The sequence below is a fragment of the Bradyrhizobium sp. IAR9 genome (assembly GCF_013408065.1).
In the GTDB taxonomy this organism is placed as follows: domain Bacteria; phylum Pseudomonadota; class Alphaproteobacteria; order Rhizobiales; family Xanthobacteraceae; genus Bradyrhizobium.
The window spans coordinates 65,441-88,900 of sequence record NZ_JACBZW010000007.1 but is presented as its reverse complement, the minus strand read 5'-3'; the positions used below and the strand labels follow the sequence as shown (position 1 = coordinate 88,900).

The 23,460-nt window shown below is 65.5% G+C and carries 23 protein-coding genes and 1 pseudogene; 10 read left to right on the top strand and 14 right to left on the bottom strand.

Translation table 11 applies throughout. The features are described from left to right. Positions 1 to 35 precede the first annotated feature (35 nt). Positions 36 to 191 carry a DUF3096 domain-containing protein gene (locus GGD67_RS19810; RefSeq protein WP_008562090.1) on the bottom strand — a complete coding sequence of 52 codons (156 nt, stop codon included), beginning with the start codon at positions 189 to 191 and terminating at the stop codon, positions 36 to 38. A 231-nt stretch (positions 192 to 422) separates the two neighbouring features. Between GGD67_RS19810 and GGD67_RS19805 the strand changes: the two genes are divergently transcribed. Then, positions 423 to 776 carry a DUF1236 domain-containing protein gene (locus GGD67_RS19805; protein ID WP_179735219.1) on the top strand — a complete coding sequence of 118 codons (354 nt, stop codon included), beginning with the start codon at positions 423 to 425 and terminating at the stop codon, positions 774 to 776. A gap of 248 nt (positions 777 to 1,024) precedes the next feature. Here GGD67_RS19805 and glyS read toward each other — a convergent pair whose 3' ends face one another. The 6 genes from glyS to GGD67_RS19775 all read right to left on the bottom strand — a co-directional run bounded on the left by glyS (position 1,025) and on the right by GGD67_RS19775 (position 6,696). Further along, complete coding sequence (glyS, locus tag GGD67_RS19800) at positions 1,025 to 3,124, bottom strand: glycine--tRNA ligase subunit beta (RefSeq protein WP_179735217.1); 2,100 nt, start codon at positions 3,122 to 3,124, stop codon at positions 1,025 to 1,027. Further along, positions 3,124 to 4,059: a glycine--tRNA ligase subunit alpha gene (locus tag GGD67_RS19795; protein ID WP_179735215.1), complete on the bottom strand. Its 936-nt coding sequence runs from the start codon at positions 4,057 to 4,059 to the stop codon at positions 3,124 to 3,126. The genes glyS and GGD67_RS19795 overlap by 1 nt, the downstream gene beginning before the upstream one ends. A gap of 232 nt (positions 4,060 to 4,291) precedes the next feature. Then, positions 4,292 to 4,483 carry a hypothetical protein gene (locus tag GGD67_RS19790; RefSeq protein WP_179735213.1) on the bottom strand — a complete coding sequence of 64 codons (192 nt, stop codon included), beginning with the start codon at positions 4,481 to 4,483 and terminating at the stop codon, positions 4,292 to 4,294. A gap of 105 nt (positions 4,484 to 4,588) precedes the next feature. Then, positions 4,589 to 5,497, bottom strand: a complete 909-nt coding sequence (locus tag GGD67_RS19785) for a S49 family peptidase (RefSeq protein ID WP_179735212.1) — start codon at positions 5,495 to 5,497, stop codon at positions 4,589 to 4,591. A gap of 214 nt (positions 5,498 to 5,711) precedes the next feature. Beyond that, a complete protein-coding gene (locus GGD67_RS19780; protein WP_179735210.1) occupies positions 5,712 to 6,476 on the bottom strand; it encodes a tRNA1(Val) (adenine(37)-N6)-methyltransferase in 765 nt (254 codons plus the stop codon). Next, complete coding sequence (locus GGD67_RS19775; RefSeq protein WP_018323354.1) at positions 6,469 to 6,696, bottom strand: DUF2007 domain-containing protein; 228 nt, start codon at positions 6,694 to 6,696, stop codon at positions 6,469 to 6,471. Before GGD67_RS19775 ends, GGD67_RS19780 begins: the two co-directional genes overlap by 8 nt. Positions 6,697 to 6,831: 135 nt before the next feature. On the opposite strand from GGD67_RS19775, the gene GGD67_RS19770 reads away from it, so the two are divergent. The 8 genes and pseudogenes from GGD67_RS19770 (at position 6,832) to GGD67_RS19735 (ending at position 13,001) form a co-directional block, all read left to right on the top strand. After that, a complete protein-coding gene (locus GGD67_RS19770) occupies positions 6,832 to 7,839 on the top strand; it encodes a polyprenyl synthetase family protein (RefSeq protein WP_026202916.1) in 1,008 nt (335 codons plus the stop codon). A 399-nt stretch (positions 7,840 to 8,238) separates the two neighbouring features. Then, the gene (locus tag GGD67_RS19765) at positions 8,239 to 8,640 is read left to right on the top strand and encodes a helix-turn-helix domain-containing protein (protein WP_179735208.1); all 402 of its coding nucleotides are present in this window, start codon (positions 8,239 to 8,241) and stop codon (positions 8,638 to 8,640) included. After that, positions 8,637 to 9,226, top strand: a pseudogene (locus tag GGD67_RS19760) (IS3 family transposase); the annotation flags it as partial. The gene GGD67_RS19765 and the pseudogene GGD67_RS19760, both read left to right, overlap by 4 nt. After that, positions 9,206 to 9,400: an integrase core domain-containing protein gene (locus GGD67_RS19755; RefSeq protein ID WP_246784399.1), complete on the top strand. Its 195-nt coding sequence runs from the start codon at positions 9,206 to 9,208 to the stop codon at positions 9,398 to 9,400. The pseudogene GGD67_RS19760 and the gene GGD67_RS19755, both read left to right, overlap by 21 nt. Before the next feature lie 249 nt (positions 9,401 to 9,649). Further along, positions 9,650 to 10,165: a helix-turn-helix domain-containing protein gene (locus tag GGD67_RS19750; RefSeq protein WP_179735204.1), complete on the top strand. Its 516-nt coding sequence runs from the start codon at positions 9,650 to 9,652 to the stop codon at positions 10,163 to 10,165. A 1-nt stretch (position 10,166) separates the two neighbouring features. Next, complete coding sequence (fabF, locus tag GGD67_RS19745) at positions 10,167 to 11,429, top strand: beta-ketoacyl-ACP synthase II (RefSeq protein WP_179735202.1); 1,263 nt, start codon at positions 10,167 to 10,169, stop codon at positions 11,427 to 11,429. Between the two features lie 59 nt (positions 11,430 to 11,488). Next, entirely contained in the window at positions 11,489 to 12,121 is a 633-nt protein-coding gene (locus tag GGD67_RS19740) for a LysE family translocator (protein ID WP_179735200.1), read from the top strand. 7 nt (positions 12,122 to 12,128) lie between these two features. Beyond that, on the top strand, positions 12,129 to 13,001 hold the full coding sequence (locus GGD67_RS19735) for an alpha/beta fold hydrolase (protein ID WP_179735199.1): 873 nt from the start codon (positions 12,129 to 12,131) through the stop codon (positions 12,999 to 13,001). Positions 13,002 to 13,124: 123 nt separating this feature from the next. Here the strand turns inward: GGD67_RS19735 and GGD67_RS19730 are convergent, their stop codons facing one another. The 3 genes from GGD67_RS19730 to GGD67_RS19720 form a co-directional block, all read right to left on the bottom strand. Then, positions 13,125 to 14,009, bottom strand: coding sequence for a 4-(cytidine 5'-diphospho)-2-C-methyl-D-erythritol kinase (locus GGD67_RS19730; protein ID WP_179735197.1), 885 nt, complete (start codon positions 14,007 to 14,009; stop codon positions 13,125 to 13,127). A gap of 106 nt (positions 14,010 to 14,115) precedes the next feature. After that, positions 14,116 to 15,912, bottom strand: a complete 1,797-nt coding sequence (locus tag GGD67_RS19725) for a tetratricopeptide repeat protein (RefSeq protein ID WP_179735194.1) — start codon at positions 15,910 to 15,912, stop codon at positions 14,116 to 14,118. Positions 15,913 to 16,208: 296 nt separating this feature from the next. Next, positions 16,209 to 17,870 carry an electron transfer flavoprotein-ubiquinone oxidoreductase gene (locus GGD67_RS19720; RefSeq protein ID WP_179735192.1) on the bottom strand — a complete coding sequence of 554 codons (1,662 nt, stop codon included), beginning with the start codon at positions 17,868 to 17,870 and terminating at the stop codon, positions 16,209 to 16,211. 146 nt (positions 17,871 to 18,016) lie between these two features. Here GGD67_RS19720 and GGD67_RS19715 point away from each other — a divergent pair, with 146 nt between their 5' ends. Beyond that, positions 18,017 to 18,823: a uracil-DNA glycosylase family protein gene (locus GGD67_RS19715; protein ID WP_179735190.1), complete on the top strand. Its 807-nt coding sequence runs from the start codon at positions 18,017 to 18,019 to the stop codon at positions 18,821 to 18,823. Between the two features lie 143 nt (positions 18,824 to 18,966). On the opposite strand, the gene GGD67_RS19710 is transcribed toward GGD67_RS19715, so the two are convergent. The 4 genes from GGD67_RS19710 to GGD67_RS19695 all read right to left on the bottom strand — a co-directional run bounded on the left by GGD67_RS19710 (position 18,967) and on the right by GGD67_RS19695 (position 23,340). After that, a complete protein-coding gene (locus tag GGD67_RS19710) occupies positions 18,967 to 20,475 on the bottom strand; it encodes a glycosyltransferase family 39 protein (RefSeq protein WP_179735188.1) in 1,509 nt (502 codons plus the stop codon). A 287-nt stretch (positions 20,476 to 20,762) separates the two neighbouring features. Then, on the bottom strand, positions 20,763 to 21,620 hold the full coding sequence (locus GGD67_RS19705) for a ribonuclease HII (protein ID WP_179735186.1): 858 nt from the start codon (positions 21,618 to 21,620) through the stop codon (positions 20,763 to 20,765). 73 nt (positions 21,621 to 21,693) lie between these two features. Next, positions 21,694 to 22,149, bottom strand: coding sequence for a VOC family protein (locus tag GGD67_RS19700; protein WP_179735184.1), 456 nt, complete (start codon positions 22,147 to 22,149; stop codon positions 21,694 to 21,696). A gap of 24 nt (positions 22,150 to 22,173) precedes the next feature. Further along, positions 22,174 to 23,340: a PA0069 family radical SAM protein gene (locus GGD67_RS19695; protein ID WP_179735182.1), complete on the bottom strand. Its 1,167-nt coding sequence runs from the start codon at positions 23,338 to 23,340 to the stop codon at positions 22,174 to 22,176. Between the last annotated feature and the right edge of the window lie 120 nt (positions 23,341 to 23,460).

The window sequence follows — 23,460 nt, the reverse complement described above, 5'->3', positions numbered from 1 at the left end:
CCCGCGCAAGTCGGACAGTTCCGGAAAATGAACGCCTAGAAGCGGAGCCATTTCAGGAGCCCGAGCCCGATCGCACCGTTCACAATGAGGAAGATCGCGACGATCAGGTTGAGGAGTCGCGGCATGATCAGGATGAGCACGCCCGCAATCAACGACAGGATCGGCGAAATGTGGGCGACGGTGATGTGCATGAATTATCTTTCTGTGGAGGTGGGGCGAATCGCGGGCGGATCATAGCCCTCCCGGTTCCGCGAGTAGAGACGCGCGAGGCGCGATGCGAGTTCCGGCACCCACGAAAACTGCCTGAAATTGCCGCGAATGCGGCAGGCCTTTTCCCGGAACATTGCGAAGGGTGCATGCATTGGCCAACCGGTCGCGCCAATGACGCGTCCGAAAATAAAATCACGTCGAAGGAGTTGTCCATGCGGAACAGGATTCTCGCTCTTGCAGCGCTCGCGACCGCGATCGGCTCGCCCGTTGCGGCGCAGGCGCAAAGCGGTGTCACCGTCGGACGCGCGCCCGCCGTGGTCGACAGCGCTCCGACCATTGCGGCCGACCAGCGGCCCGCCTTCCGCGACTATGTCGTCGAGCAACGTGTGCCAGCCTTCCGCATTCCGGATCGCATCGTGGTCGGCGCCACCCTACCCGAAAGCGGCGTCACTTATTATGACGTGCCGCAACGCTTCGGTGCCACCACCTATCGCTACACCGTCGTGAACGGCGAAACCGTGCTGGTCGAGCCGCGCTCGCGCCGCATCGTCGAGGTGCTGGACTGACATCGACTGGCTGACATCGACTAGATGTCCGGCGCGTCACATCAGGCTGGCGCGAGCAGTGTTAAATCGGACATCAGGCCCCGCCCGGTCTTCCCCCCGCCGGGCGGGGCTTTTTCTTCTCTGTCGTTCTGGGGCGGTCCGGAGGACCGAACCCGGAACCTCGAGATTCTCAGGTGCGCAATTGCGCACCATAGCTCGTTCTACGCGCGCCCCGGAATGACAGCGGTGTTTGCCGCGCGACCGCGGCCTCAATCCTGGATCTTCGAGAAATCCGCCACCGCACGCGTGGCGCTGCGGATCTCGTTCAGCAGCTTGAGGCGGTTCTCGCGCACCTTCGCATCGTCGTCGTTGACGCGAACCTTGTCGAAGAACGCATCGACCGGCGGACGCAGCTTTGCCATCGCGCTCATCGCGGCGGCAAAATCCTCCTTGGCAACGGCGGCGCTGGCCTCCGCCTGCACTTCGCCGATCGCCTTTGCCAGCGCCTTCTCCTCGGCCAGACCATAAAGCGCAGCATCGGGCGCACCGTCGAAGCTGCGCTTGTCCTTCTTCTCCTCGATCGAGAGGATGTTGCTGGCGCGCTTGGTGCCGGCGAGCAGGTTCTTGCCGTCGTCGCTCTCCAGGAATTTTCCCAGCGCCTCGACCCGGCGGACGATCATCAGGAGATCGTCCTGACCGCCGAGCGCGAACACGGCGTCGACAAGATCATGCCGCGCGCCCTGCTCGCGGAGCTGGACCTTGAGGCGGTCGGCGAAGAAGGCGAGCAGATCGCTCGGAAGCCTCGTGGCATCGGCAGGCTTCACCAACAAGCCAGCAAGTGCGGAAGCCGCAACCTTCGTGAGCGAGAGCCGCAGGCCGTTTTCGGCGATCAGCCTGATCACGCCCAGCGCTGCACGACGCAGCGCATACGGGTCCTTGCTCCCCGTCGGCTTTTCGTCGATCGCCCAGAAGCCAACGAGCGTATCGATCTTGTCCGCCAAAGCCACCGCAACGCTCACCGGATCGGTCGGCACGCGATCTGCAGGCCCTTGCGGCTTGTAGTGCTCCTCGCACGCCGCGGCGACGGAGCCATCCTCGCCCTGCGCCAGCGCGTAGTACTTGCCCATCAGGCCCTGCACTTCAGGGAATTCGCCGACGACTTCGGTCAGCAGATCCGCCTTGGCCAGATGCGCGGCGCGCGTCGCCTTGGCCCCGTCGGCACCGACCAGCGGCGCGATCTCGGCGGCGAGCCTCTCGATGCGACCGATGCGCGCGGCCTGGGTGCCGAGCTTCTCATGGAACACGATCTGCTCGAACTTCGGCAGCCGATCCTCGAGCTTCGTCTTCAGGTCGGTCTCGTAGAAAAACTTCGCATCCGACAGACGCGGACGGATCACGCGCTCGTTGCCTGATACGATGACCTTGCCGCCATCGGTCGCCTCGATATTGGCGGTGAGGACGAACTTGTTGGTCAGCTTCCCGGTCTTGGGATCCTTGACCACAAAGCACTTCTGGTTGTTGCGGATGGTGGCGCGGATCACCTCGTCCGGGATGGCGAGATATTCCGCTTCGAACGAGCCCATCATGACAACGGGCCATTCGACGAGGCCCGAGACCTCGTCGAGCAGCACCTGATCCTCAACCAGCTCGAAGCCTTGTGCGAAGGTCAGCTCCTTGGCGTCGGCGAAGATGATGTCCTTGCGCGCCTGCGGATCGAGGATGACCTTGGCGGCTTTCAACTTCGCTTCGTAGTCTTCAAAACGGCGCACGGAAATCGCGTCCGGTGCCATGAAGCGATGGCCGTAGGTGGTCTGGCCGGTCTCGATGCCGTCGACCTCGAACTTCACGACATCAGGCTCTTCGGTCTCGAGCCCGAACGTCGCGGTGATCGCGTGCAGCGGGCGCACCCAGCTCAGCGATCCCGGCCTGCCCGATCGCGCGCCCCAGCGCATCGATTTCGGCCAGGGGAAGGTGCGGATGATGACGGGCAGGATTTCCGCGAGCACGTCGATCGCGTCGCGGCCGGGCTTCTCGATCAATCCGATGTAGAAATCACCCTTGGGGTCGCGCTGGATTTTTGCTTCATCCAGCGACTTCAATCCCGTCGCCTTCAGAAAACCCTGCACAGCCGCGTCGGGCGCGCCGACTTTGGGCCCGCGGCGTTCGGTCTTGAGATCAGGCTGGCGCGCGGGGATTCCGTGCACGGTGAGCGCAAGGCGGCGCGGCGTCGCGAACGCTTTCGCGCCCTCATAAACCAGGCCTTCGGCAACGAGCTTGTCGGTGACGAGACGGCGCAGATCGTCGGCCGCCTTAGCCTGCATGCGCGCGGGAATCTCTTCCGAGAACAGTTCAAGCAAAAGTTCGGGCATCAGGCCGCTCCGCCCGCTTCAGTATGGATCCAGGCCTCGCCGCAGGCCTTGGCCAGCTCACGCACGCGAAGAATGTAGCTCTGCCGCTCCGTCACCGAAATCACGCCGCGCGCGTCCAGGAGGTTGAAGACGTGGCTCGCCTTGATGCACTGGTCATAGGCTGGCAGCGCCATCAGATGCGCCTCGCGCTTGTCGTCCTTCCAGCCGGCGTCGAGATATTTCCGGCAGGCTGTCTCCGCCATCTTGAACTGCTCGAACAGCATCGCGGTGTCGGCGACTTCGAAATTGTGCTTCGAATATTCGCGCTCGGCCTGCAGGAAGACGTCGCCATAGGTGACCTTGGCATCGCCCTCGCGGCCGTTGAAGTTGAGGTCGTAGACGCGGTCGACGCCCTGCACATACATCGCGAGACGCTCGAGCCCGTAGGTGAGCTCGCCCGCGACCGGGGCGCATTCGAAGCCCGCGACCTGCTGGAAGTAAGTGAACTGGCTGACTTCCATGCCGTCGCACCAGCACTCCCAGCCAAGGCCCCAGGCGCCCAGCGTCGGGCTCTCCCAATCGTCCTCGACGAAGCGGATGTCGTGCACGGCGGAATCGATGCCGATTGCGGCGAGCGACTTCAGGTACAGCTCCTGAAGGTTCGGCGGCGACGGCTTCATGATCACCTGGAACTGGTAATAGTGCTGCATCCGGTTCGGGTTCTCGCCGTAGCGGCCGTCCTTGGGACGGCGCGAGGGCTGCACATAGGCCGCGTTCCAGGGCTTTGGCCCGAGCGCGCGCAGCGTGGTCGCCGGATGGAAGGTACCCGCGCCCATCTCCATGTCGTAGGGCTGCAGGATCACGCAGCCCTGCTCGGCCCAGAACCGCTGGAGCGCGAGGATGAAGCCCTGGAACGAGCGTTCCGGGCGCATATGGGCGGGCAATGAGGCGTCCATCGTCAGATCAGGCTCTCGCGGGGGGTTTTGAATCGCGCGGGACCGTATCGACGGCGGGGGTGGGAATCAAGGCAAACGGGGCGGATTCGGGCCAATCAGGCCTCATCCCGGGAGGTGCCGTAGGGTGGGCAAAGGCGCGCTTGCGCCGTGCCCACCATCTTTCCAGGATTGAGGTGCTGTCGTGGGCACACTTCGCTTTGCCCACCCTACGGCACCTTACGTGTTGAGAGCGCTACCCCGGCCGGTAAGCTCCAGTCACGGGATCACGTTTCAGCGTCTGGATGTTCCCCATATGGGCGGCCTCGGCGACACGCGACAGGCGCATCTCCTCCAGCTCCTGATTGATCCGGACAGCGGTCTTGTAGGCCCAGCGGACCACGGCAAGCCCACCCAGGACGCCCGCGAAAGCGACGAACGGCGTCATCTGTCGATCCTCGTCTAGTGCTCAGCCCCCACGCACATTGTTGCGCAGACAGGGCTGCGCCGCAATCGGCACGCCAAGAGGCCAAATGGCGCGGGAGGGCTGCGCCTAGAACCCGAATTTCGCCCAGATCGCTCGCGTCTCAAGCGCCGAGATCAGATCGTCCGGCAGGCCGGCCATTGATTCCATGGCCGAAAGCTGCCCCGCGCCGGGCGATTTCCGGCCCAGAAGACCGGAGAGCAGTCCGGTCGGCTGCGCGATCACAGGGGTGAGAACCTTCTCGCCGTAGCGGGCACGAAGAGTTGAGCGGAGATCGCCGATGCTGTCGGCGAGCCCCAGAGCGATCGAACTCTCGCCGGCCCAGTATTCGCCCGTGAACAGGGCGTCGTCCGCGCCCTTGAGGCGCGCGCCGCGGCTCTCTTTCACCAGGGAAATGAAGATCTGATGGATTTCGCGCTGGAGCGCCTTCAGCTTGGCAACATCGTCGGGGTTCTCTGGGAGGAAAGGATCGAGCATCGCCTTGTGCGCGCCGGCCGTATAGAGGCGCCGCTCGATGCCGAGCCGCTTGATCGCCTCCTGGAAACCGAAGCTGCCGCCGACCACGCCGATCGAGCCGAGGATCGACGAGGGATCGCAGATGATCTCGTCGCCGGCGCAGGCGATCATGTAGCCGCCGGAGGCCGCAACGTCCTCGACGAACACCAGCACCGGCAGCTTCTTCTCCGCCGCGAGCTGCTTGATGCGCAGATAGATCTGGCGCGACTGCACCGGTGAGCCGCCGGGCGAGTTGATCACCAGCGCCACCGCCTTGGCGTGCCGATATGAGAACGCACGCTCCAGCACCCGCGCGACGCCCGCCAGCGTCATGCCCGGGCGCAGCGGCGTCACCGCGCCGATCACGCCGGACAGCCGCACCACCGGCACGACAGCCGTGCCCGGGCGGAAGCGCGCCGGCAGATATTGCATGAGCTTGTCGGCCAGGCCGGAACTCTCACGATCTTTCAATTGTTCGGCCATGCCGTTACCTCTGATTAACCATTTCTTATCACGCGACTGTCATTGGAAGTGCCTGGAACGTGTTTTGCAGATTTCCCGTCGGGAGGCTGCAATGGGGCAGCGGAGAACACCATGAAAATCTATCTGCTGATGCTGCTGGTCGGTGCGCTGTTCATGGCGATCCGCTTGACGTCCCCGCAAGAGCAGCAGCCGGAATCGCTTCCGCAGTAAGCCGTCACGGTTCCACCAGCGGCAAGGCCGCTCTCCCCTCCAGAATCTCCGTCACCTTTTTTTTGGACGCGCCCGACTCGTCGTTGAGCATGAGGCCCGGCAGCAATCGCGTCGGAGCCCGGCCGCCTTTGACCGCACGCACCAGCACGCGGATCGCAGGCCGCCCCGCCTCCCCGTGAACCGGCAGGATCGAAAGGCTGCCGAAGCCGCGTGACAGCGCCGCCAGGACATCGGCGATGCCATCTGCGCGCCAGATCAATGTCAGCACACCATTCGATCGGAGGATGCGCCGCGCTGCATGCACCCAGGCATGCAGGGTCTCCTCGGTCGCCACATGCGCGGTGTGACGCGCCTGGTCCGGCGAGCCACGATGCCGGGCCGGATGGTTGAAGGGCGGATTCATCAGCACCACGTCGACGCTGTCGGGCGACAGCCCGTTTGCCGCAAAGGCGGTGGCGTCGGCGGTGACATCGAGCACGATGGTCTCGGCGGCAAGCGCATTCGCGGCTGCATTGGCGCGCGCGAGCTCGGCCAGCTCCGGATCGATTTCGACCAGGCTCAGCCCGATACCAGCGACGCGCCGGGCCAGCGCCAGCCCGGCCGCGCCGATGCCGGCGCCGAAATCGACCACGCGGTCCCCGGGACGGGCCTCCGTCGCCGCCGCAAGCAGAATGGCGTCGTGCCCGGCTCTGTGGCCACTCCGCTTCTGCCTCAGGCGCAACTGCCCGCCGAGAAAAGCATCCTCGGTAATATCTGCGGCCTCACTCATCGCCGCGCAGTTCGTGGCTGAGGCCGGCCTCGGTGAGGAGCTCCCTCGCCTCCTGGGCGTCGTCCTCATGAACCAGGATCCGCCGCGGCAAAATGCCGAGCGAGCCCTCGATGATGCTCATGTTCTGGTCCAGCACCAGATGATGGATGTTGGCGCCGTCGAGCAGCGCGCCGATCGCCGACACCAGCACCATATCGTTGGTCCGAACCAGTTCGCGCAAAACGCAGGTTTCCTTGCCTGAAAGGGGGCTAATGCGGCAAATGTCAATGGTTCCGCGGGCCTTGCCGCATCCGCCGCCAGTTTCTATTGTCTTTCCGTCAGAATAGCCCCTCCGGGGCAAATATTGGAGACCGGCGTGGCCGTCATCGTACCTTTCGAAACTCCCGGCGCGTCGATCGAAGAGCTGGTTGCCCTTGTCGCCCCTGATATGGAGCGCGTCAACGCCACGATCCTGTCGCGGACCGGTTCGGACGTGACCATGATCCCGGAGGTCGCCAACCATCTGATCTCCTCCGGCGGCAAGCGGCTGCGGCCGATGCTGACGCTCGCCATGGCCAACCTCGCCGGCTACACCGGCGACGGCCATATCAAGCTGGCCGCCTCCGTCGAGTTCATGCATACCGCCACGCTGCTGCACGACGACGTCGTCGACGAGAGCGAGATGCGCCGCGGCAAGCTGTCGGCCCGCATGCTCTGGGGCAACGAGGCGAGCGTGCTGGTCGGCGACTTCCTGCTCGGCCAGGCCTTCCGCATGATGGTCGAGGTCGGCTCGCTCCGCGCGCTCGACATCCTCTCTGCGGCCGCCGCCACCATCGCCGAGGGCGAGGTGATGCAGCTGGCCGCCGCCAAGAACACAGCGACCACCGAGGACGAATATCTCGCCGTGATCCGCGGCAAGACCGCCGAGCTGTTCGCCGCCGCCTGCGAGGTCGGCCCCGTCATCGCCAACCGTCCCAAGGCCGAGCAGACCGCCTGCCGCTCGGTCGGCATGAATCTCGGCATCGCCTTCCAACTCGTCGACGACGTGCTCGACTATGGCGGCAAGAGCGCAAAGCTCGGCAAGAACACCGGCGATGATTTCCGCGAGGGCAAGATCACCCTGCCCGTCGTGCTCGCCTTCCGCCGCGGCAACGACACCGAGCGCGCCTTCTGGATCCGCGCGCTGGAGCGCGGCGAGATCGGCGACAGCGATCTCGATCACGCCATCGGGCTGATGAACAAGCACCGCGCGCTGGAAGATACGCTCAGCCGCGCCCAGCACTACGGCGCCATGGCCGTGGACGCGCTGGCGCTGTTCCCGTCCTCCCCGATGAAGAGCGCGCTGGAGCAGGTGGTGGCGTTCTGTCTGGCGCGGTCGCATTAGGCTTTTTGAGTTTCGGCGCACCGCTAGCGAAACACTCGGTGTCGTCCCGGCGAACGCCGGGACCCATACCGCGTGATCTATCGACACAGTGTCGGTGCGAGTACCCATAATAACCAATCTTCGCCAAACCACCCCCTGTGGTTATGGGTCCCGGCGTTCGCCGGGACGACACCGGTGAGATAGGTCCCAGCTGCATCAACACCTTCATTGCGATCGCAGCGAAACAATCCAGATCCCTCCGCGGAGAGAGCCTGGATTGCTTCGCTGCGCTCGCAATGACGGAGCATGGCGCGAAGCCGGCATTCGCCAATTCGCATTTCAAATTACAGTGACAGATTTGGACTGCACCCCTGAAGTGAGACACGATAATTACAGTGACAGGCATTTCGAGGATGACCTGTGGCAGGACGAGGAAAGAAGCGTCAGTTTCCGACGGCTTACAAATTGAAGGCGATCAAGCGGGTTGAGCGGGGCGAAGGCGTCCTCCCTGTGGCCCGCGAGCTTGGAATCTCCCGCAAGATTCTCCATGACTGGATCAAAGCCTGGAACGCCGACGGGCCAGACGGTTTGAACCGGAAGCCCGGACCCAAACCTGGCCCCCGCAAGCTCAAGCCGCTAGCGACGTACGACGACAAGCGCTCCGCCCTCACGCTCGCCAAAGCCCGCATCGCCGAACTCGAACGGCTGGTGGGCCGCCAGCAGATGGACCTCGATTTTTTTCGGCAAGCCTTGCGCGCATTGAAGCGGCCGGCAGCGCAAGGCAAACCCGCACCCGCATCATCGAAGTCATCCAAGCCATGATGTCGCAGGCGACCGATCCTCATGCCGATGTGCAACGCCTGTGTCGTCTCGCGGGCCTGCCGCGCGCGACGTACTATCGCCACCAAGCCAAACGCAGCCGCGAGACGGCCGAGTGCGAGCTGCTCGACGTGATCCAGCGCATTTGCCTCAAGCATGTCTTCTACGGCTATCGGCGGGTGACAGCCACCCTCAGGCGCCAAGGCATGATCGTAAACGCCAAGAAGGTTCAGCGGCTTATGCGCGAAGATAACCTGCTGGCGCAGCGCAAGACGCCGTTCCTGAAGCCGCCTGCGGAGCGGCCATCGGGCTTTCTCGTCGTCCCCAATCTGGTCCGTGGCCTGGTGCCGTCCGCACCCGACCAGATCTGGGTCGCGGACATCACCTATGTCCATCTCGCCAAGACCTTCGCCTATCTCGCCGTCATTCTCGACGCGTTCTCGCGCAAGGCTGTCGGCTGGGCTTTTGAGCAGACGCTCGATGCCTCGCTTGCCATCGCTGCGCTGGAGAAAGCCATCGCCGCTCGGGACCGGCCCCCGGCAGCCTGATCCATCACTCCGATCGTGGCGTGCAATACGCTTCCATCGCCTATCGCCAGCGGCTTGCCGATCGCGACATCACCATCAGCATGAGCAGGCCTGGCAATCCCTTCGACAACGCCAAGGCTGAAAGCTTCATGAAAACGCTCAAGGCTGAACAGGTCAACGGCAAAGCCTTTGCCGACCTGGGGGCGACGCCCGCCGCCACATCAACACCTTCATAGCGGAGGTCTACAACAAAGAGCGCCTGCACTCGGCGCTCGGATACCAGTCGCCTCTTGAGTTCGAAACCGCGTTCGCGCAAAACAACGCACGCTAACGCATCGTGACAACCCCACTGTCACTGTAATTATCGTGTCTCACTTCAGGGGTGCAGTCCAGATTTTTGCGGATGTGCGGCCCGCCTCCGCCAGCGCTCGTGCGGCCCACCCTAGTCACTTGCTTTTTGCAAGTGACTCTCCTACTTTCCCGCCATGCAGCCCAAATCCCCCTCGATCCTGGAATGCCCGGTCGGCCGTGCCGTGGAGACGGTCGGTGAATGGTGGAGCATCCTGATCCTGCGAGATGCGTTTCAGGGTGCGACGAAATTCGACGAGTTCTCGCAAAGCCTCGGCATTGCGCCGAACATCCTGTCGCGGCGGCTTGCCCATCTCACCGCATCAGGCATGTTCGTGCGCCGCCGTTATCAGGAGCGGCCGCCGCGTTACGAATACGTTCTGACTGACAAGGCGCGGGATTTCTTCCCGGTGATCGCTACGCTGCTCGCCTTCGGCAACAAGCATCTCGCGCCCAAAGGCGAATCCATCGTGCTGGCGAACCGAAGCGACGCTCGCCCGTTCAATCCGGTCGTGGTCGACGCTGCCGACATGCAGCCGATCACGCTCGCCAATACGATCGTCGTCGCCGGTCCCCGCGCCAGCCGCGGCATCCGCAAGCGGATCGCTTCACTCAAGGCCATGAACCCGGCCGTCGCGCCGGCTGGAGAGTAATATGCGTCGGATCGTCGTGACGGGAATGGGCGCTGTATCGCCGCTCGGCTGCGGTGTCGAAACCTCATGGCGCCGGCTGCTCGCCGGCCACAGCGGACTGCGCCCTCTGCCCGAATGGGCGCAGGCGCTGCCGGCGCGCATTGCCGGACTCGTGCCCGACAAGGCCGACGATGCCGAGGGCGGCTTCGATCCCGCGCAGGCCGCCGCGCCAAAAGACCAGCGCAAGATGGACCGGTTCATCCTGTTCGCGCTGCTCGCGGCCGCCGAGGCGATCGCGCAGGCGAAATGGACGCCGCAGGACGCTGCCGCGCTGGAGCGCACCGCGACGATCATCGCCTCCGGCGTCGGCGGTTTCCCTGCGATGGCGGAGGCGGTGCGCATCACCGAGCAACGCGGCGTGCGCCGGCTGTCGCCGTTCACGATCCCCTCCTTCCTGGCCAATCTCGCCGCCGGCCACGTCTCGATCAAATACGGCTACAAGGGCGCGCTGGGCACACCGGTCACCGCGTGCGCCGCCGGCGTGCAGGCGATCGGCGATGCCGCGCGCATGATCCGATCAGGCGAAGTCGACATCGCGATCTGCGGCGGCGCGGAGGCCTGCATCGACATCGTCAGCCTCGGCGGCTTTGCGGCGGCACGCGCGTTGTCGAGCGGGTTCAACGAGGAGCCGGCGCGGGCCTCGCGCCCGTTCGATCGCGACCGCGACGGCTTTGTCATGGGCGAAGGCGCCGGCATTCTTGTGATCGAGGAACTGGAACATGCGCTCGCGCGCGGCGCCACGCCGATCGCAGAAGTGATCGGATACGGCACGACGGCGGACGCCTACCACATGACATCAGGTCCGCCCGACGGCGACGGCGCCCGCCGCGCCATGGAGATTGCGCTCCGGCAGGCGAGCCTTGCGCCGGCGGATCTGCAGCACCTCAACGCCCACGCGACATCGACGCCCGCCGGCGATGAGAGCGAGCTTGGCGCGATCGCGGCGCTGTTCGGCCGCAACCGCGGCATCGCCGTCAGCGCGACCAAATCGGCCACCGGCCATCTGCTCGGTGCCGCCGGCGGCCTCGAGGCGATCTTCACCGTGCTCGCTTTGCGCGACCAGATCGCGCCGCCGACGCTCAATCTCGAAAACCCCGATGCGAGCGCTGATGGCATCGACATCGTCGCCGGCGCCGCGCGGCCGATGCCGATGCAACACGCGATCTCCAATGGCTTCGGCTTCGGCGGGGTCAATGCCAGCGTGATCTTCCGCCGCACGGGCTAAACGAGAGCCCCCCGCGCCAGAAGACTTGCAATCGCAGCCCGCTCCGTTACCAAAACAGGATGATCGAAACGAATTTCTGGCTGTTCCTGGCCGCAGCCTGTCTCATTGCCGCCGTTCCCGGCCCCGGCATCTTCTACGTCGCGGCACGGACCTTGTCGGAGGGACGCGCCAGCGGCTTCGCATCGACCGCAGGCACGGCGCTGGGCGGGCTGGTGCATGTGGTGGCGGGCAGCCTCGGCATCTCCGCAATCATTCTCGCCAGCGCCGAATTGTTCGCCGCCGTCAAATTCGTCGGCGCGCTCTACCTGGTCTGGCTCGGCATCAAGACTTTCCGCAGCGCCGGCCGCACACTGTCGCTCGAGGGAGAAGCCTTCGGCGACAAGCGCGCGTTCCGCGACGGCGTGCTGGTCGAGGCGCTGAACCCGAAGACCGCCGCGTTTTTCCTCGCCTTCATTCCGCAATTCCTCGATCCCGCGGGATCGAGCCCCACGCTGCAATTCATCCTGCTCGGCGCGATCTCGGTGGCGTTGAACACCCTCGCCGACGTCGTCGTGGTGCTGATGGCCTCCGCGACACGCAACCAGCTGATTGGACGGCCGCATCTGATGCGGCGTCTCACGCAGGGCTCCGGCGTCTTCATTGCAGGCCTCGGCCTGTCGCTGGCCCTGGTGCGGCGGCCGGCGAATGGATAGGGCTCCGATGCTCACCCCGCAAAGCCGCTTCTACGAGTCCCATGGCCTGCGGCTGCATTACGCCGATTGGGGCAATGAGGGCGCGCCGCCTCTGATCCTGGTCCATGGCGGCCGCGATCACTGCCGGAGTTGGGACGTCATCGCCCGATCGCTGCAGCCGCATTTTCACGTGGTGGCGCCCGACCTGCGCGGCCATGGCGATTCCGACTGGACCCGCGGCGGCAGCTACGCGCTAACCGAATATGTCTACGATCTCACCCAGCTCATCCGCACCATCGCAGCGCCGGAGGTCACTCTCATCGGCCATTCGATGGGCGGCATGGTGAGCCTGATCTTTACAGGGTCGTTTCCCGAGCAGGTCTCGAAGCTGGTCGTGCTCGACGGCGTGACCATGCTGCCGGACTCGCCGAAGCCGCCGGCACATGAGCGCATCGGCAAATGGGTGACCCAGCTCGACAGGCTGCATGACCGCACGCCGCGCCGCTATGCGACCCTCGAAGACGCGGCCGCACAGATGGTGCTTCACAACAAGCGCCTGTCCCGTGACCTCGCGCTGCATCTCGCCACCCACGGCGCACGGCAGAACGAGGACGGCACCTATAGCTGGAAGTTCGATCCCTATCAGCGCGCTAGCGCGCCGCACCGGCTCTGGCCGGACGATCACGTCGCGCTGTGGTCGCGCATCGCCTGCCCGACGCTGCTGCTCAATGCCGGCGAAAGTTTTCTTGCCGGTGCCAGGGCCGCAGGCCTGGAGCGGTATTTCCAGAACGCGCGCATCGAGACCATCGCCGGGGCGGGACACTGGCTGCAGCATGACAAGCCGGAAGAGGTGCTGAGCGAGATCCGGCGGTTTCTTGGGCTCGGCGAGAGCAGCGGCTAGCTCGAGTGCCGTAGGGTGGGCAAAGCGAAGCGTGCCCACGCATCTGTCTCCGTATCGGAAAGATGGTGGGCACGGCGCAAAAGCGCCTTTGCCCACCCTACGGCACCGTCCCCGGAGAGAGACTCAGCTCAATGTCCCCGCATGCACCCACCAGCCGGGATGATCGCGCCGGATCTTTTCGGCCGCGGCATGGGTGTCGGCGGGCGAGCCGTAGATCGCAAAGCATGTCGCGCCCGAGCCGGACATGCGGGCGAGCTTGACGCCGGCGGAGCCACGCAAGGCCTCCAGCACGTTACCGATGACAGGCTCGATACGCAGCGCAGGCGCTTCGAGATCGTTGGCGACGGTTTCGAGAACGTCGACCCAATCGGCGATCGACCCGCCCTCCTCCGGCCACGCCGGAGCTCCCAGAACCGAGGTGGCGCCGACCAGGAGCTCGCCGTTGCGCAGGCCCAGCTGCTGGAAAACATCCTTGGTGGCCACAGGCACGCGCGGATTGACCATCACGCAGGGCATGCTCGGCAGTGCGAGCGGCAGCAGCTGCTCGCCGACGCCGGTCATGTCGCAGGCGCGCGAGAGCAAGCACACCGGCACGTCCGCGCCGGTCGCGAGCGCGACCTTCTGCAGGCGCGGATCGTCGAGCGACAGATTGTTGAGGCGCGCCAGGAGCCGCAGCGCCGCTGCCGCATCCGCCGATCCGCCACCGATGCCGGCGGCAACCGGCAGCACCTTGTCGAGCGCGAAGGCGCCGAGCTTCAGGTTCGGCACCGCGTCGGCCAGAAGCTTGGCCGCCTTGAAGACGAGATTGTCCGCGGTATCGCCGCAGGCTGCGGCAAGCGGTCCGGTGGTGGCGAGCTTCAGCTCGCCGCCCGGCTCCAACGTCAGCCGATCGGCGCAGTCGGCAAACGCGACCACACTTTCGAGATCATGATAGCCGTCGGCACGACGGCCCACGACACGAAGGCTGAGATTGACCTTCGCCCGTCCTTCTTCAATCAACGCCGGCATCGGCGACACGCCCCCAACTTCAGTTCCTTGTCGCGCATGATCTTGTCGGAAAACCGCTACACGCTTTGCGCTAGCGCGGCCCTTCGGGTCCGGATCATGCGCAAGCCTAGCCGCCCTTGCCGTCGTCCTTCTTCTTTTCCGCCTGCGCGGCCGAAGAATTCGAATTGTCGTCGGCGAGGCCATTGGCGATCTTGGCCTCGATCTTCGGCAGCTCTTCCGGCTCGGGCTTGAGATCGCGCGCGTGCGACCACTGGAATTTGGCTTCCAGCGTGCGGCCGACCCGCCAATAGGCATCGCCGAGATGGTCGTTGATGGTGGGATCCTCGGGCTTGAGGTCGATCGCGCGCTCGAGGTTCTTCACCGCTTCCTCATAATTGCCGATGCGGTAATAGGCCCAGCCAAGGGAGTCGACGATGTAGCCGTCGTCGGGACGCTGCTCGACGGCGCGCTTGATCATCTTCATGCCTTCGTCGAGGTTCACGCCCTGGTCGATCCAGGAATAGCCGAGATAGTTGAGAACATGCGGCTGGTCGGGCTGGAGCTCGAGCGCCTTCTTCATGTCGGCCTCGGCCTTGGCCCACTGCTTGGAGCGCTCCTCGCAGATACCACGATAATAGTACCAGACACTGTTGGCCTTGTCGTTGCCGGGCGGCAGCACGTCGACGCCTAGCGAATAGGTCGCGCCGCAGTCGCCGAACCTCTTGCGGCCGCGCTCGATGTTGCCGAGCGCCATGATCGCTTCGAGGTCCTTGGCATCCTCCGATGTAACGCCCTTGAGGATCTTGATCGCCTCGTCGGTGCGGTCGGCGGAATCCAGATCGATGGCAAGCTGGATCTGCGCGTTGCGCTTGAGCGGCGAGGTCGACGGCACGCGCTCATAGACCTTGATCGCCATCTGCGGCCGCTTCACGGACTCGTAGAGATCGGCCAGCGAGAGCAGCGCCAGCGGATGGGTCGGCTGGAGGTAGAGCGAGAGCTGGAGATAGACCAGCGCCAGATCCTCGCCGCCGCGGCGGGTCAGCGTGGCGCCGATGCCGTAGAGCGCTTCGGCGGCGCCGGCCTGGGCGGAATCGACCAGCGGCGGCATTTTCTTGCCGGCCTTGGTCTCGCGCAGGCCTTCCTGGATCAGCGGATGGCGCGCGAGCTTCTTGTCGAAGGCCTGGTAAACGGTGGTCGCGGCGGCGGAATCCTTGTTGCGCGACAGCCAGCGCGCATAGGCCTCGGTCACGCGCAGCATGGAATCGTCGAGCTTGTAGGCGCGCTCGAAGCGGGTGCCGGCGTCTTTCTCCTTGCCGGAGAGCTCGAGGATCATGCCGGCGTGAAGGTCCTTGAACAGCGGGTACCATTCGGGACCTGCCAGCTTGTCGATGGTGGCGACACCGCCCTTGGTATCACCCGCACCATAGGCGGCCCACCCCGACAGCAGCGTGGCGACGAGATCGGTGATCGGACCGCGGATCGACTGGTTGATGTTGGTCTGCGCGGCCGCGTACTTCTTCACCTTGAGATCATGCACGCCGACGACGAGACGCGCGACGCGGTTGGTCTTGTCGATGGTGAGGATGCGCTCGGCGAGCTTGACGGCTTCGTCGATGTCGCCGTCGGCGACCGACGAGATGAAGGCGCGGTCGAGCAGCTCGTTGTTCTTGGGATCGGTGCGCAGCGCCGAGCGGTAGAAGGCGGCGGCGGAGGCGGCGTCGCGCTCGACGCTGGCGTGGCGGGCAGCGAGATAGCTGCCGGCGGTGGTGAGCGACTTCAGATCGTTTCGGGTCGGAAACTGTGCCGCCGTGTCGGACGGATGATCCGGCGTCTGCGCCAGGACCCTGCCGGGGACGGTCGCAATCGCTGTGCCGATGAGGGCGATGGCGGCAACAGTCCAGCGGTTGAAACGATTTGAGAACATCAGGGCTCGCCTTGAGTTGGTAGTGCCTGGGTTTGCAGCAGAGGGCCGTATCGCATGCGAACGCGGCCGGTGGCATCGGGACCCGGAACCGTCCGGCGGACAATGCCGCTTTTGGCGCTTCGCCGCAAGGATTCGGGCCGGGCGATCCCCTCCGCACGCCTTAAATCGGCCAAGAGCGGTCCCAAGACGCTGCCAGTATGGCCTTATCGTGGCCGCGACCGGTGGCCGCAGCGGTGTCCTCACGCGAACGTGCGCCGGATCACCCTCGTGATCAGGTCCTTGTGCTCGGCCGGCTCTTACATCGCCTCATAGTTCGGACCGCCGCCGCCCTCGGGGGGAACCCAGGTGATGTTACCGTTGGGATCCTTCACGTCGCAGGTTTTGCAGTGAACGCAGTTCTGGGCGTTGATCTGGAAGCGCGGGCTCGTGCCTTCCTCGACCCATTCATAGACGCCGGCCGGGCAATAACGATTCGAGGGACCGGCGAACACGTCGTGCTCGGAGGTCTTCTGCAGGTTCATGTCGGTGACCTTGAGATGGACCGGCTGGTCCTCCTCATGGTTGGTGTTGGACAGGAACACCGAGGACAGCTTGTCGAAGGAGATCTTGCCGTCCGGCTTCGGGTAGTTCTTGGGCGCGTGGCTCTTGGCCGGATCGAGCGTGGCGCGATCGGGCTTGGCGTGCGCCTGGGTGCCGAACAGCGAAGCGCCGAACAGCGTGTTGCACCACATGTCGAAGCCGCCCAGCGCGACGCCCAGCACGGTGCCGAACTTCGACCACAGCGGCTTGACGTTGCGGACCAGGAACAGATCCTTGCCGACCGACGACGAGCGCCATGCATTCTCGTATTCGACGAGCTCGTCATTGGCGCGATCGGCGGCCAGCGCCGCCGCGACATGTTCAGCCGCGAGCATGCCGGTGCCCATCGCATTGTGCACGCCCTTGATGCGCGGCACGTTGACGAAGCCGGCCGCGCAGCCGATCAGCGCGCCGCCGGGGAAGCTGAGTTTCGGCACCGACTGGTAACCGCCCTCGGTAATGGCGCGCGCGCCATAGGCGAGACGCTTGCCGCCTTCAAAGGTGCCGCGGATCGAAGGATGGGTCTTGAAGCGCTGGAATTCGTCGAACGGCGACAGGTACGGATCGTCGTAGTTGAGATGCACGACGAAGCCGACGGCGACGAGGTTGTCGTCGTAATGATAGAGGAACGAGCCGCCGCCGGTCTTCAGATCGAGCGGCCAGCCGAAGGAATGCTGGATCATGCCCTTCTGGTGCTTGGCGGGATCGATCTGCCAGACTTCCTTGAGGCCGATGCCGAACTTCGCCGGCTCGCTCTTGGCATCCAGCGCGAACTTGGCGATGAGCTGCTTGGTCAGGCTGCCGCGGGCGCCTTCGGCGAACAGCGTGTACTTGCCGAGCAACTCCATGCCACGGGTGAAGGAGTCCTTCGGCTTGCCGTCCCGGCCGATGCCCATGTCGCCAGTGGCAATGCCCTTGACGTTGCCGGCGTCGTCGTAGAGCACCTCGGCCGCAGCAAAGCCCGGATAGATCTCGACGCCAAGCGCTTCAGCCTTGCGCGCCAGCCAGCGGCAGACATTGCCGAGCGAGCCGATGTAGCAGTGATGATTGTCCATCAGCGGCGGCATCATGAAGTTTGGCAGCTTGATCGCGCCGCCGCCCGTCATCCAGTAGAAGCGGTCGTCCTTCACCTGGGTCTTCAGCGGGCAGTCGGAATCCTCGCGCCAGTCCGGGATCAGCTTGTCGAGCCCTGCGGGGTCGATCACGGCGCCGGAGAGAATGTGCGCGCCGACCTCGGAGCCCTTCTCCACCACGACGACGTTGAGATCGGCATTGAGCTGCTTCAGCCGGATCGCGGCCGACAGGCCCGAGGGGCCGGCGCCGACGATGACGACGTCGAATTCCATGGATTCACGCGGGGGAAGTTCTTCGGTGCTCATCTGATCTCAGCCCTTGAGACGGTCCTTGGTCATTTGCGCCCTCTTGTTTCCGATTTTTCCGGGTAGGACAACCTCGGAAATGCGTTTCGCCGGGGTGCAAGGGGGGTGCAAGGCGCCCTAAACTGAACTAATAGTCAGACTTTCCCATGATACCCGAACCCGCACCCACCGTCCGCGAGCTTCTCGCCTTCTATCTGGAGGCCGGTGTCGATTGCGCGCTCGCGGAGGAACCGATCGACCGCCTGGCGGAATTGGATGCGCCGCCGCCGGCCCCGCGCGTGGCGCCTCCGGTCGAGGCACCTCGTCCTGTCGCCGCCCCCGCGGCCATGCGCGGCGAAGCCGCACCGGCACCGGACATCGCAATTGCCTCCGCACGCGAGGCCGCGCGCACTGCGCCGACGCTGGAAGCGCTGCGCGAGCTGATGCAGAGCTTCGAGGGCTGCGCGCTGAAACACACTGCGACGCGGCTGGTATTTGCCGACGGCAATCCGCAGGCGCGTATCATGTTCGTCGGCGAGGCGCCGGGCCGCGACGAGGACATCGAGGGGCTACCCTTCGTCGGGCGCAGCGGCAAGCTGCTCGATCTCATGATCGGCGCGATCGGGCTCAACCGCAGCACGGCCTACATCGCCAACGTGATTCCGTGGCGGCCGCCCGGCAACCGCACGCCGACGCCGCAGGAGACGCAGATCTGCCTACCCTTCATCCAGCGCCAGATTGAGCTGGTGAATCCCGACGTGCTGGTAACGCTCGGCAATCCCTCGACGCAGACGCTGCTTGGAACGCGCGAAGGCATCATGCGCACCCGCGGGCGCTGGTTCGACTACGACGCCGGCGGGCGCACCATCCGCGCGCTGCCGACGTTCCATCCGGCCTATCTGCTCCGCTCGCCGTCCTACAAGCGCCTAGCCTGGCAGGATCTGCGCGCGATCGCCAAGGTGCTGGCGGGCTAGCGAGCTCGCGTGTCCCGGACGCGGTGCGGCACGCAGCTCTCGTAGGGTGGGCAAAGCGAAGCGTGCCCACCACCTATCGTGGGCACGGCGCGTTGCGCCTTTGACCACCCAACGATTTCAGCGTCCGTAACAACGCGTGCGGCTCACGTCCCCTTCGGCCGCACGATGGCCCAGCCGACGCGCAGGAGCTGCTGACGACCGGTCACCAGCCATTCGAAGGCGCGCGGCACCTCCGGGACGATGCCGGGAAAGCGCTTGAGGATGTCCGGCGGCGGCGTGCCGGCGGTATCCGAGGCGCGCCAGACCACGACGCCGCCGGTCTCGCTGAACTTGGCCTGGTTGATCCACGGTGTGCGCGCAGGGTCGGCATCGATGAAGAGATGCGGCCGGCCGGAATGCAGCGTGATCAGGCTCGCAAGCTGCGTCTCGCCGGCCACCGCACGCAGGCGATGGTTGGTGCGGCGGGCAAAGCTCTCGTCGAAGAAGTCCGAGATCGCGCGCGCCGGCATCGAGGTCGCGATCTCGTTCGTGCCGGTCCAGGGCAGCAGCAGGACGGCGAGCACGACGCCGACGGCCGGCGCCACGACGGCGGCGGCCCAGACCGTCCGCAGCATCCGCGCACGGCGCATCGCGATGAGATCGCCGGCTGCGACCACCACGGCAAGCCCGGACACAACCAGCACGACACCGGCGCCGCCGACGACGGACTCGAGTCCGAGCAGGCCGGAGATCAGCACCGCGCCCAGCGCCGGCGCCAGCGCGAAGAAATAGACGAAGTTGCGCCCCAACGGCTCGACCGGCGGCCTAAAGATGATCGGCGGCTCCTCGCCCTTGCCGGCGAACAGGCCGGCGTTGAGGAAGGTCAGCGCCGGGATCGCAGCGGCCCCGAGCACAAGGCCGCCGAACAGCCAGGCCGCATGCAGGGCGCGGGCATTCAGCTCCGCAACTTGCGGCAAGGCCGGCATCACCAGCGTCTCGGCACGCATCAGCCAGACCGCATAGGGCAGCGCCAGCACCGCGACGACAACAAGCGCGAACAGCGGATCGAGCGCGCGCAGCGTCCGGCGGCCGCCGGTGGTCGAGACCGCGAAGACCACGAGCAGCAGCAGCAGGAAGATCGCCGCGGGCGTCGTCAGCAGCAGGAGACCGGCCTCGATCGACCAGGCGAACCAGGCATTGCCGCGGCGCTGGCCGATGATCTGCCAGGAGTGCAGCAGCAGCAGCGCCCACAGCGGCCGGGCCAGGACTAGCGGGCCGAAGTCGAGCGCCGACGAGGAGAAGGCGAGCACCGTCATGGTCAAGAGCACCGCGAGCACCGCCTGCTGCGAGCCGACCACGGCGCGGGACAGATGATAGAGCGCGATGAAGGTCGCGATCTCGCAGAGCTCGGCCAGCACATAGACGCCGAACATGTGGCCGCCGGCGGCACGATAGGCGATGTCGGCGAGCCAGACCGGCAAGGGCGGACCGAGATCGGTGCCGACCTGGTATTCGCGTCCGAAAGCCAGGAGCGTCGCCAGGGTGCCGGGCGGGCTGCGGTAGAACACCAGCGCCACGAACAGCCACATCGCGGCCTGCAGCAGCACGGCGATCCAGACGATCAGCCGCGGCCGGGCGCGAATGAGCTCGATGACCAGGGAGGTAAACCGCATGCAACGTCCGAAAGATGCAGCCAACCCGTCCAGCCGGCCCTATTCGCTCACAAATACTTTGATAAGGGGCGTCACGCGTCGTGGCAACGACGGTGTGCTCCCTCTCCCCGTTCTTACGGGGCGCGACAAGCTTCGCTCGCGCTGGGAGGGTCGGGGCGAGGGGCTGCGTCGGCAATCACGGTGACAGATGGACTCGCGGAGGCTCCCCCTCACCCGCATCCCATCTCGGATGGGATGCGGCCTTTCCCCGCACGCGGGAGAAGCGAAGAGGGCAGCGGAGAGAGCCGTTAGAGACCCGCCGACGCGTCGATCTCGACGCTGGCCTCCACCGGCACCTCGACCTCGGTCACCGTAAACAGATCCTGCACCGGCTCGACGGTCCACGGCATGTGCTTGGCACGCGCCGCCGCAACCGGGGCGAAGAAGCGGCGGTGATGGACCGAGGGGCCGAGACGGTCGAGCGCGTCGAGGTGCTCGGGGACGGCGTAGCCCTTGTGCTGCTCGAAGCCGTAGCCTGGGCAGTCCTGCGCCAGCGCGCACATCAGGCGGTCGCGCGTCACCTTGGCGATGATGGAGGCCGCCGCGATCGACAGCACGATGCCATCGCCGCCGATCACGGCTTCGCAATCGCAAGGAGTGTCGAGCCGGTCGCGGCCGTCGACGAAGACGTGCCTCGGCGCCTCCGGCAGTGCCACCACGGCGCGCTTCAGCGCCCACAATGAGGCGCGCAATATGTTGTCGCGGTCGATTCGCGAGGGCGAGGCGACGGCGACCGAGACCTGGGCGGTGGCGCAGATCTTGTCGAACAGTTTTTCGCGTTCCTCGGCGGTCAGGCGCTTGGAATCGTCAATGCCCCGCGGAATCCGGTCGGGGTCGAGAATCACGGCCGCGGCTACCACGGGGCCGGCGAGCGGCCCGCGGCCGGCTTCGTCGCAGCCGGCGACCGGCCAGACGCCGCGCTTGATCAGCGCGCGCTCGCGCCGGAAGCTCGGCGGTGCGACCGCGATGATGCCTTTCTTGCCTGCGGGAACGGTCGTTGTTTTGGTCGCAGGCGCTCTGCCGGCCTTGGCGGGCGCTGTCTTCTTCGCAGCGTCCTTCCTTGGCGCGTCTTTGGCCGGTGTCTTGGCGGACTTGTCCCGAATCATGGCGGGGATCGTGCGCAAGCGGCCCGGCCGGCGCAACCGGGAACCCCGCGCAATTCCCGTTATTCAGGCCGCCCTATTCCGCCAGATGCACCCGCCGGTCCTCGCCGACCTCGATGCCGGGTGCGACCACGACCTCCCAGGGATGGCCGTCGGGATCGGCAAAATAACCGGAATAGCCGCCATAATCGGTCTCGTGCGCGGCCTTCACCAGCTTTGCCCCCTTGCCGAGGGCAAAGGCCAGCACCGCATCGACCTCCTCTCGGGTCCGACAGTTCCAGGCGATGGTGATGCCGCGGAAGGTCGATGGCCTCGGCCGGTCCGGCAACGTCGCGTCGGCCGAGAGCTGATCCCAGGGATAAAGTGCGAGCACCGGGCCACCGGTATCGTAGAAAGCGACGGCCTCGCCGGTCGCCCTTAGCCGGCGCGCAAAACCGAGCGCGTCGTAAAAAGCGATGCTGGCACGGATATCGCTGACGCCAAGCGTGATGACAGTGAGCCGCGGCACCGGCGGGTGAAGTTCCTTGACCATGCGACGCCTCTTCCACTTCCCCGATCAGAACAGGCTGAGCTGATCGCCGTTCCGCTTCGGCCGCGCAAAGTGATCGGTCGTCAGCTTGGAGCGCCGTTTGTTGAGGCCGAGCCTGTCGCAGGCGATCTCGAAGCGGCGGCCGATGGTCCAGGCCATTGGTCCGGTGCCCTTCATCCGTTCGCCCCATTTCGCATCGTAGTCGCGGCCGCCGCGCATGTCGCGGATCAGCGTGAAGACGTGGCGATAGCGGTCGGGATAGTTCGCCATTAGCCATTCGCGGAAGAGATCGCGCACCTCCAGCGGCAGCCGCAGCAGCACATAGGAGGCTTCCTTGACGCCGACATGGGCGGCAGCATCGAGGATGCGCTCGATCTCGGAATCGTTCAGCGCGGGGATCACGGGCGCAACCATCACCGTGGTGGGAATGCCGGCGTCCGAGAGCTGCTTCAGCGCCTCCAGCCGCTTCGGCGGCGTCGAGGCGCGCGGCTCCATGGTGCGCGCGAGCTTCGGATCGAGCGAGGTGACGGAGATCGCGACCTTGGCGAGGTTGCGCTTGGCCATCCGCGCGAGAATATCGATGTCGCGCACCACCAGCGCCGACTTGGTGACGATGCCGACGGGATGGCCGGCACCCTCGAGAACCTCGAGGATGCCGCGCATGATTTTGCGCTCGCGCTCGATCGGCTGATAGGGATCGGTGTTGGTGCCGATCGCGATCATCCGGGGCTCATAGCCAGTCGCGGCGAGCTCTTTCTCCAGCAGCGCCGGCGCCTCGGGCTTGACGAACAGCTTTGACTCGAAGTCGAGCCCGGGCGACAGGCCGAGATAGGCATGGGTCGGCCGCGCGAAGCAGTAGACGCAGCCATGCTCGCAGCCGCGATAGGGATTGATCGAGCGGTCGAAGCCGATATCGGGGGAATCGTTGCGGGTGATCACCTTGCGCGAGGTGTCGACCCCGACAATGGTCTTGAACGGCGGCAGCTCTTCCAGGCTCTGCCAGCCGTCGTCGAAGGCGACGCGCGCCTCGGCCTCATAGCGGCCGCTGGCATTCGACTGTGCCCCCCGCCCTCGCCTGCGTGCGCGGTCGATGGCGACGCCAAGCTCTGGAAAGTCAGAGTCCACACCCGCCGGCTCGGAGGGCGCCTTGACCGGCGGGTGTTTGAGAGCATGAGAGGATGCTGCTGGACTCATGAAGCCAAGATAGCACGCAAAAGGAACAAATCAAGAACACAAACAAAAAATGGGAAAACAACCCCATGCACAGTAGCCGCCCAAATTTCGGGCGCGGTCCTTTGACCTCACGCAACACAC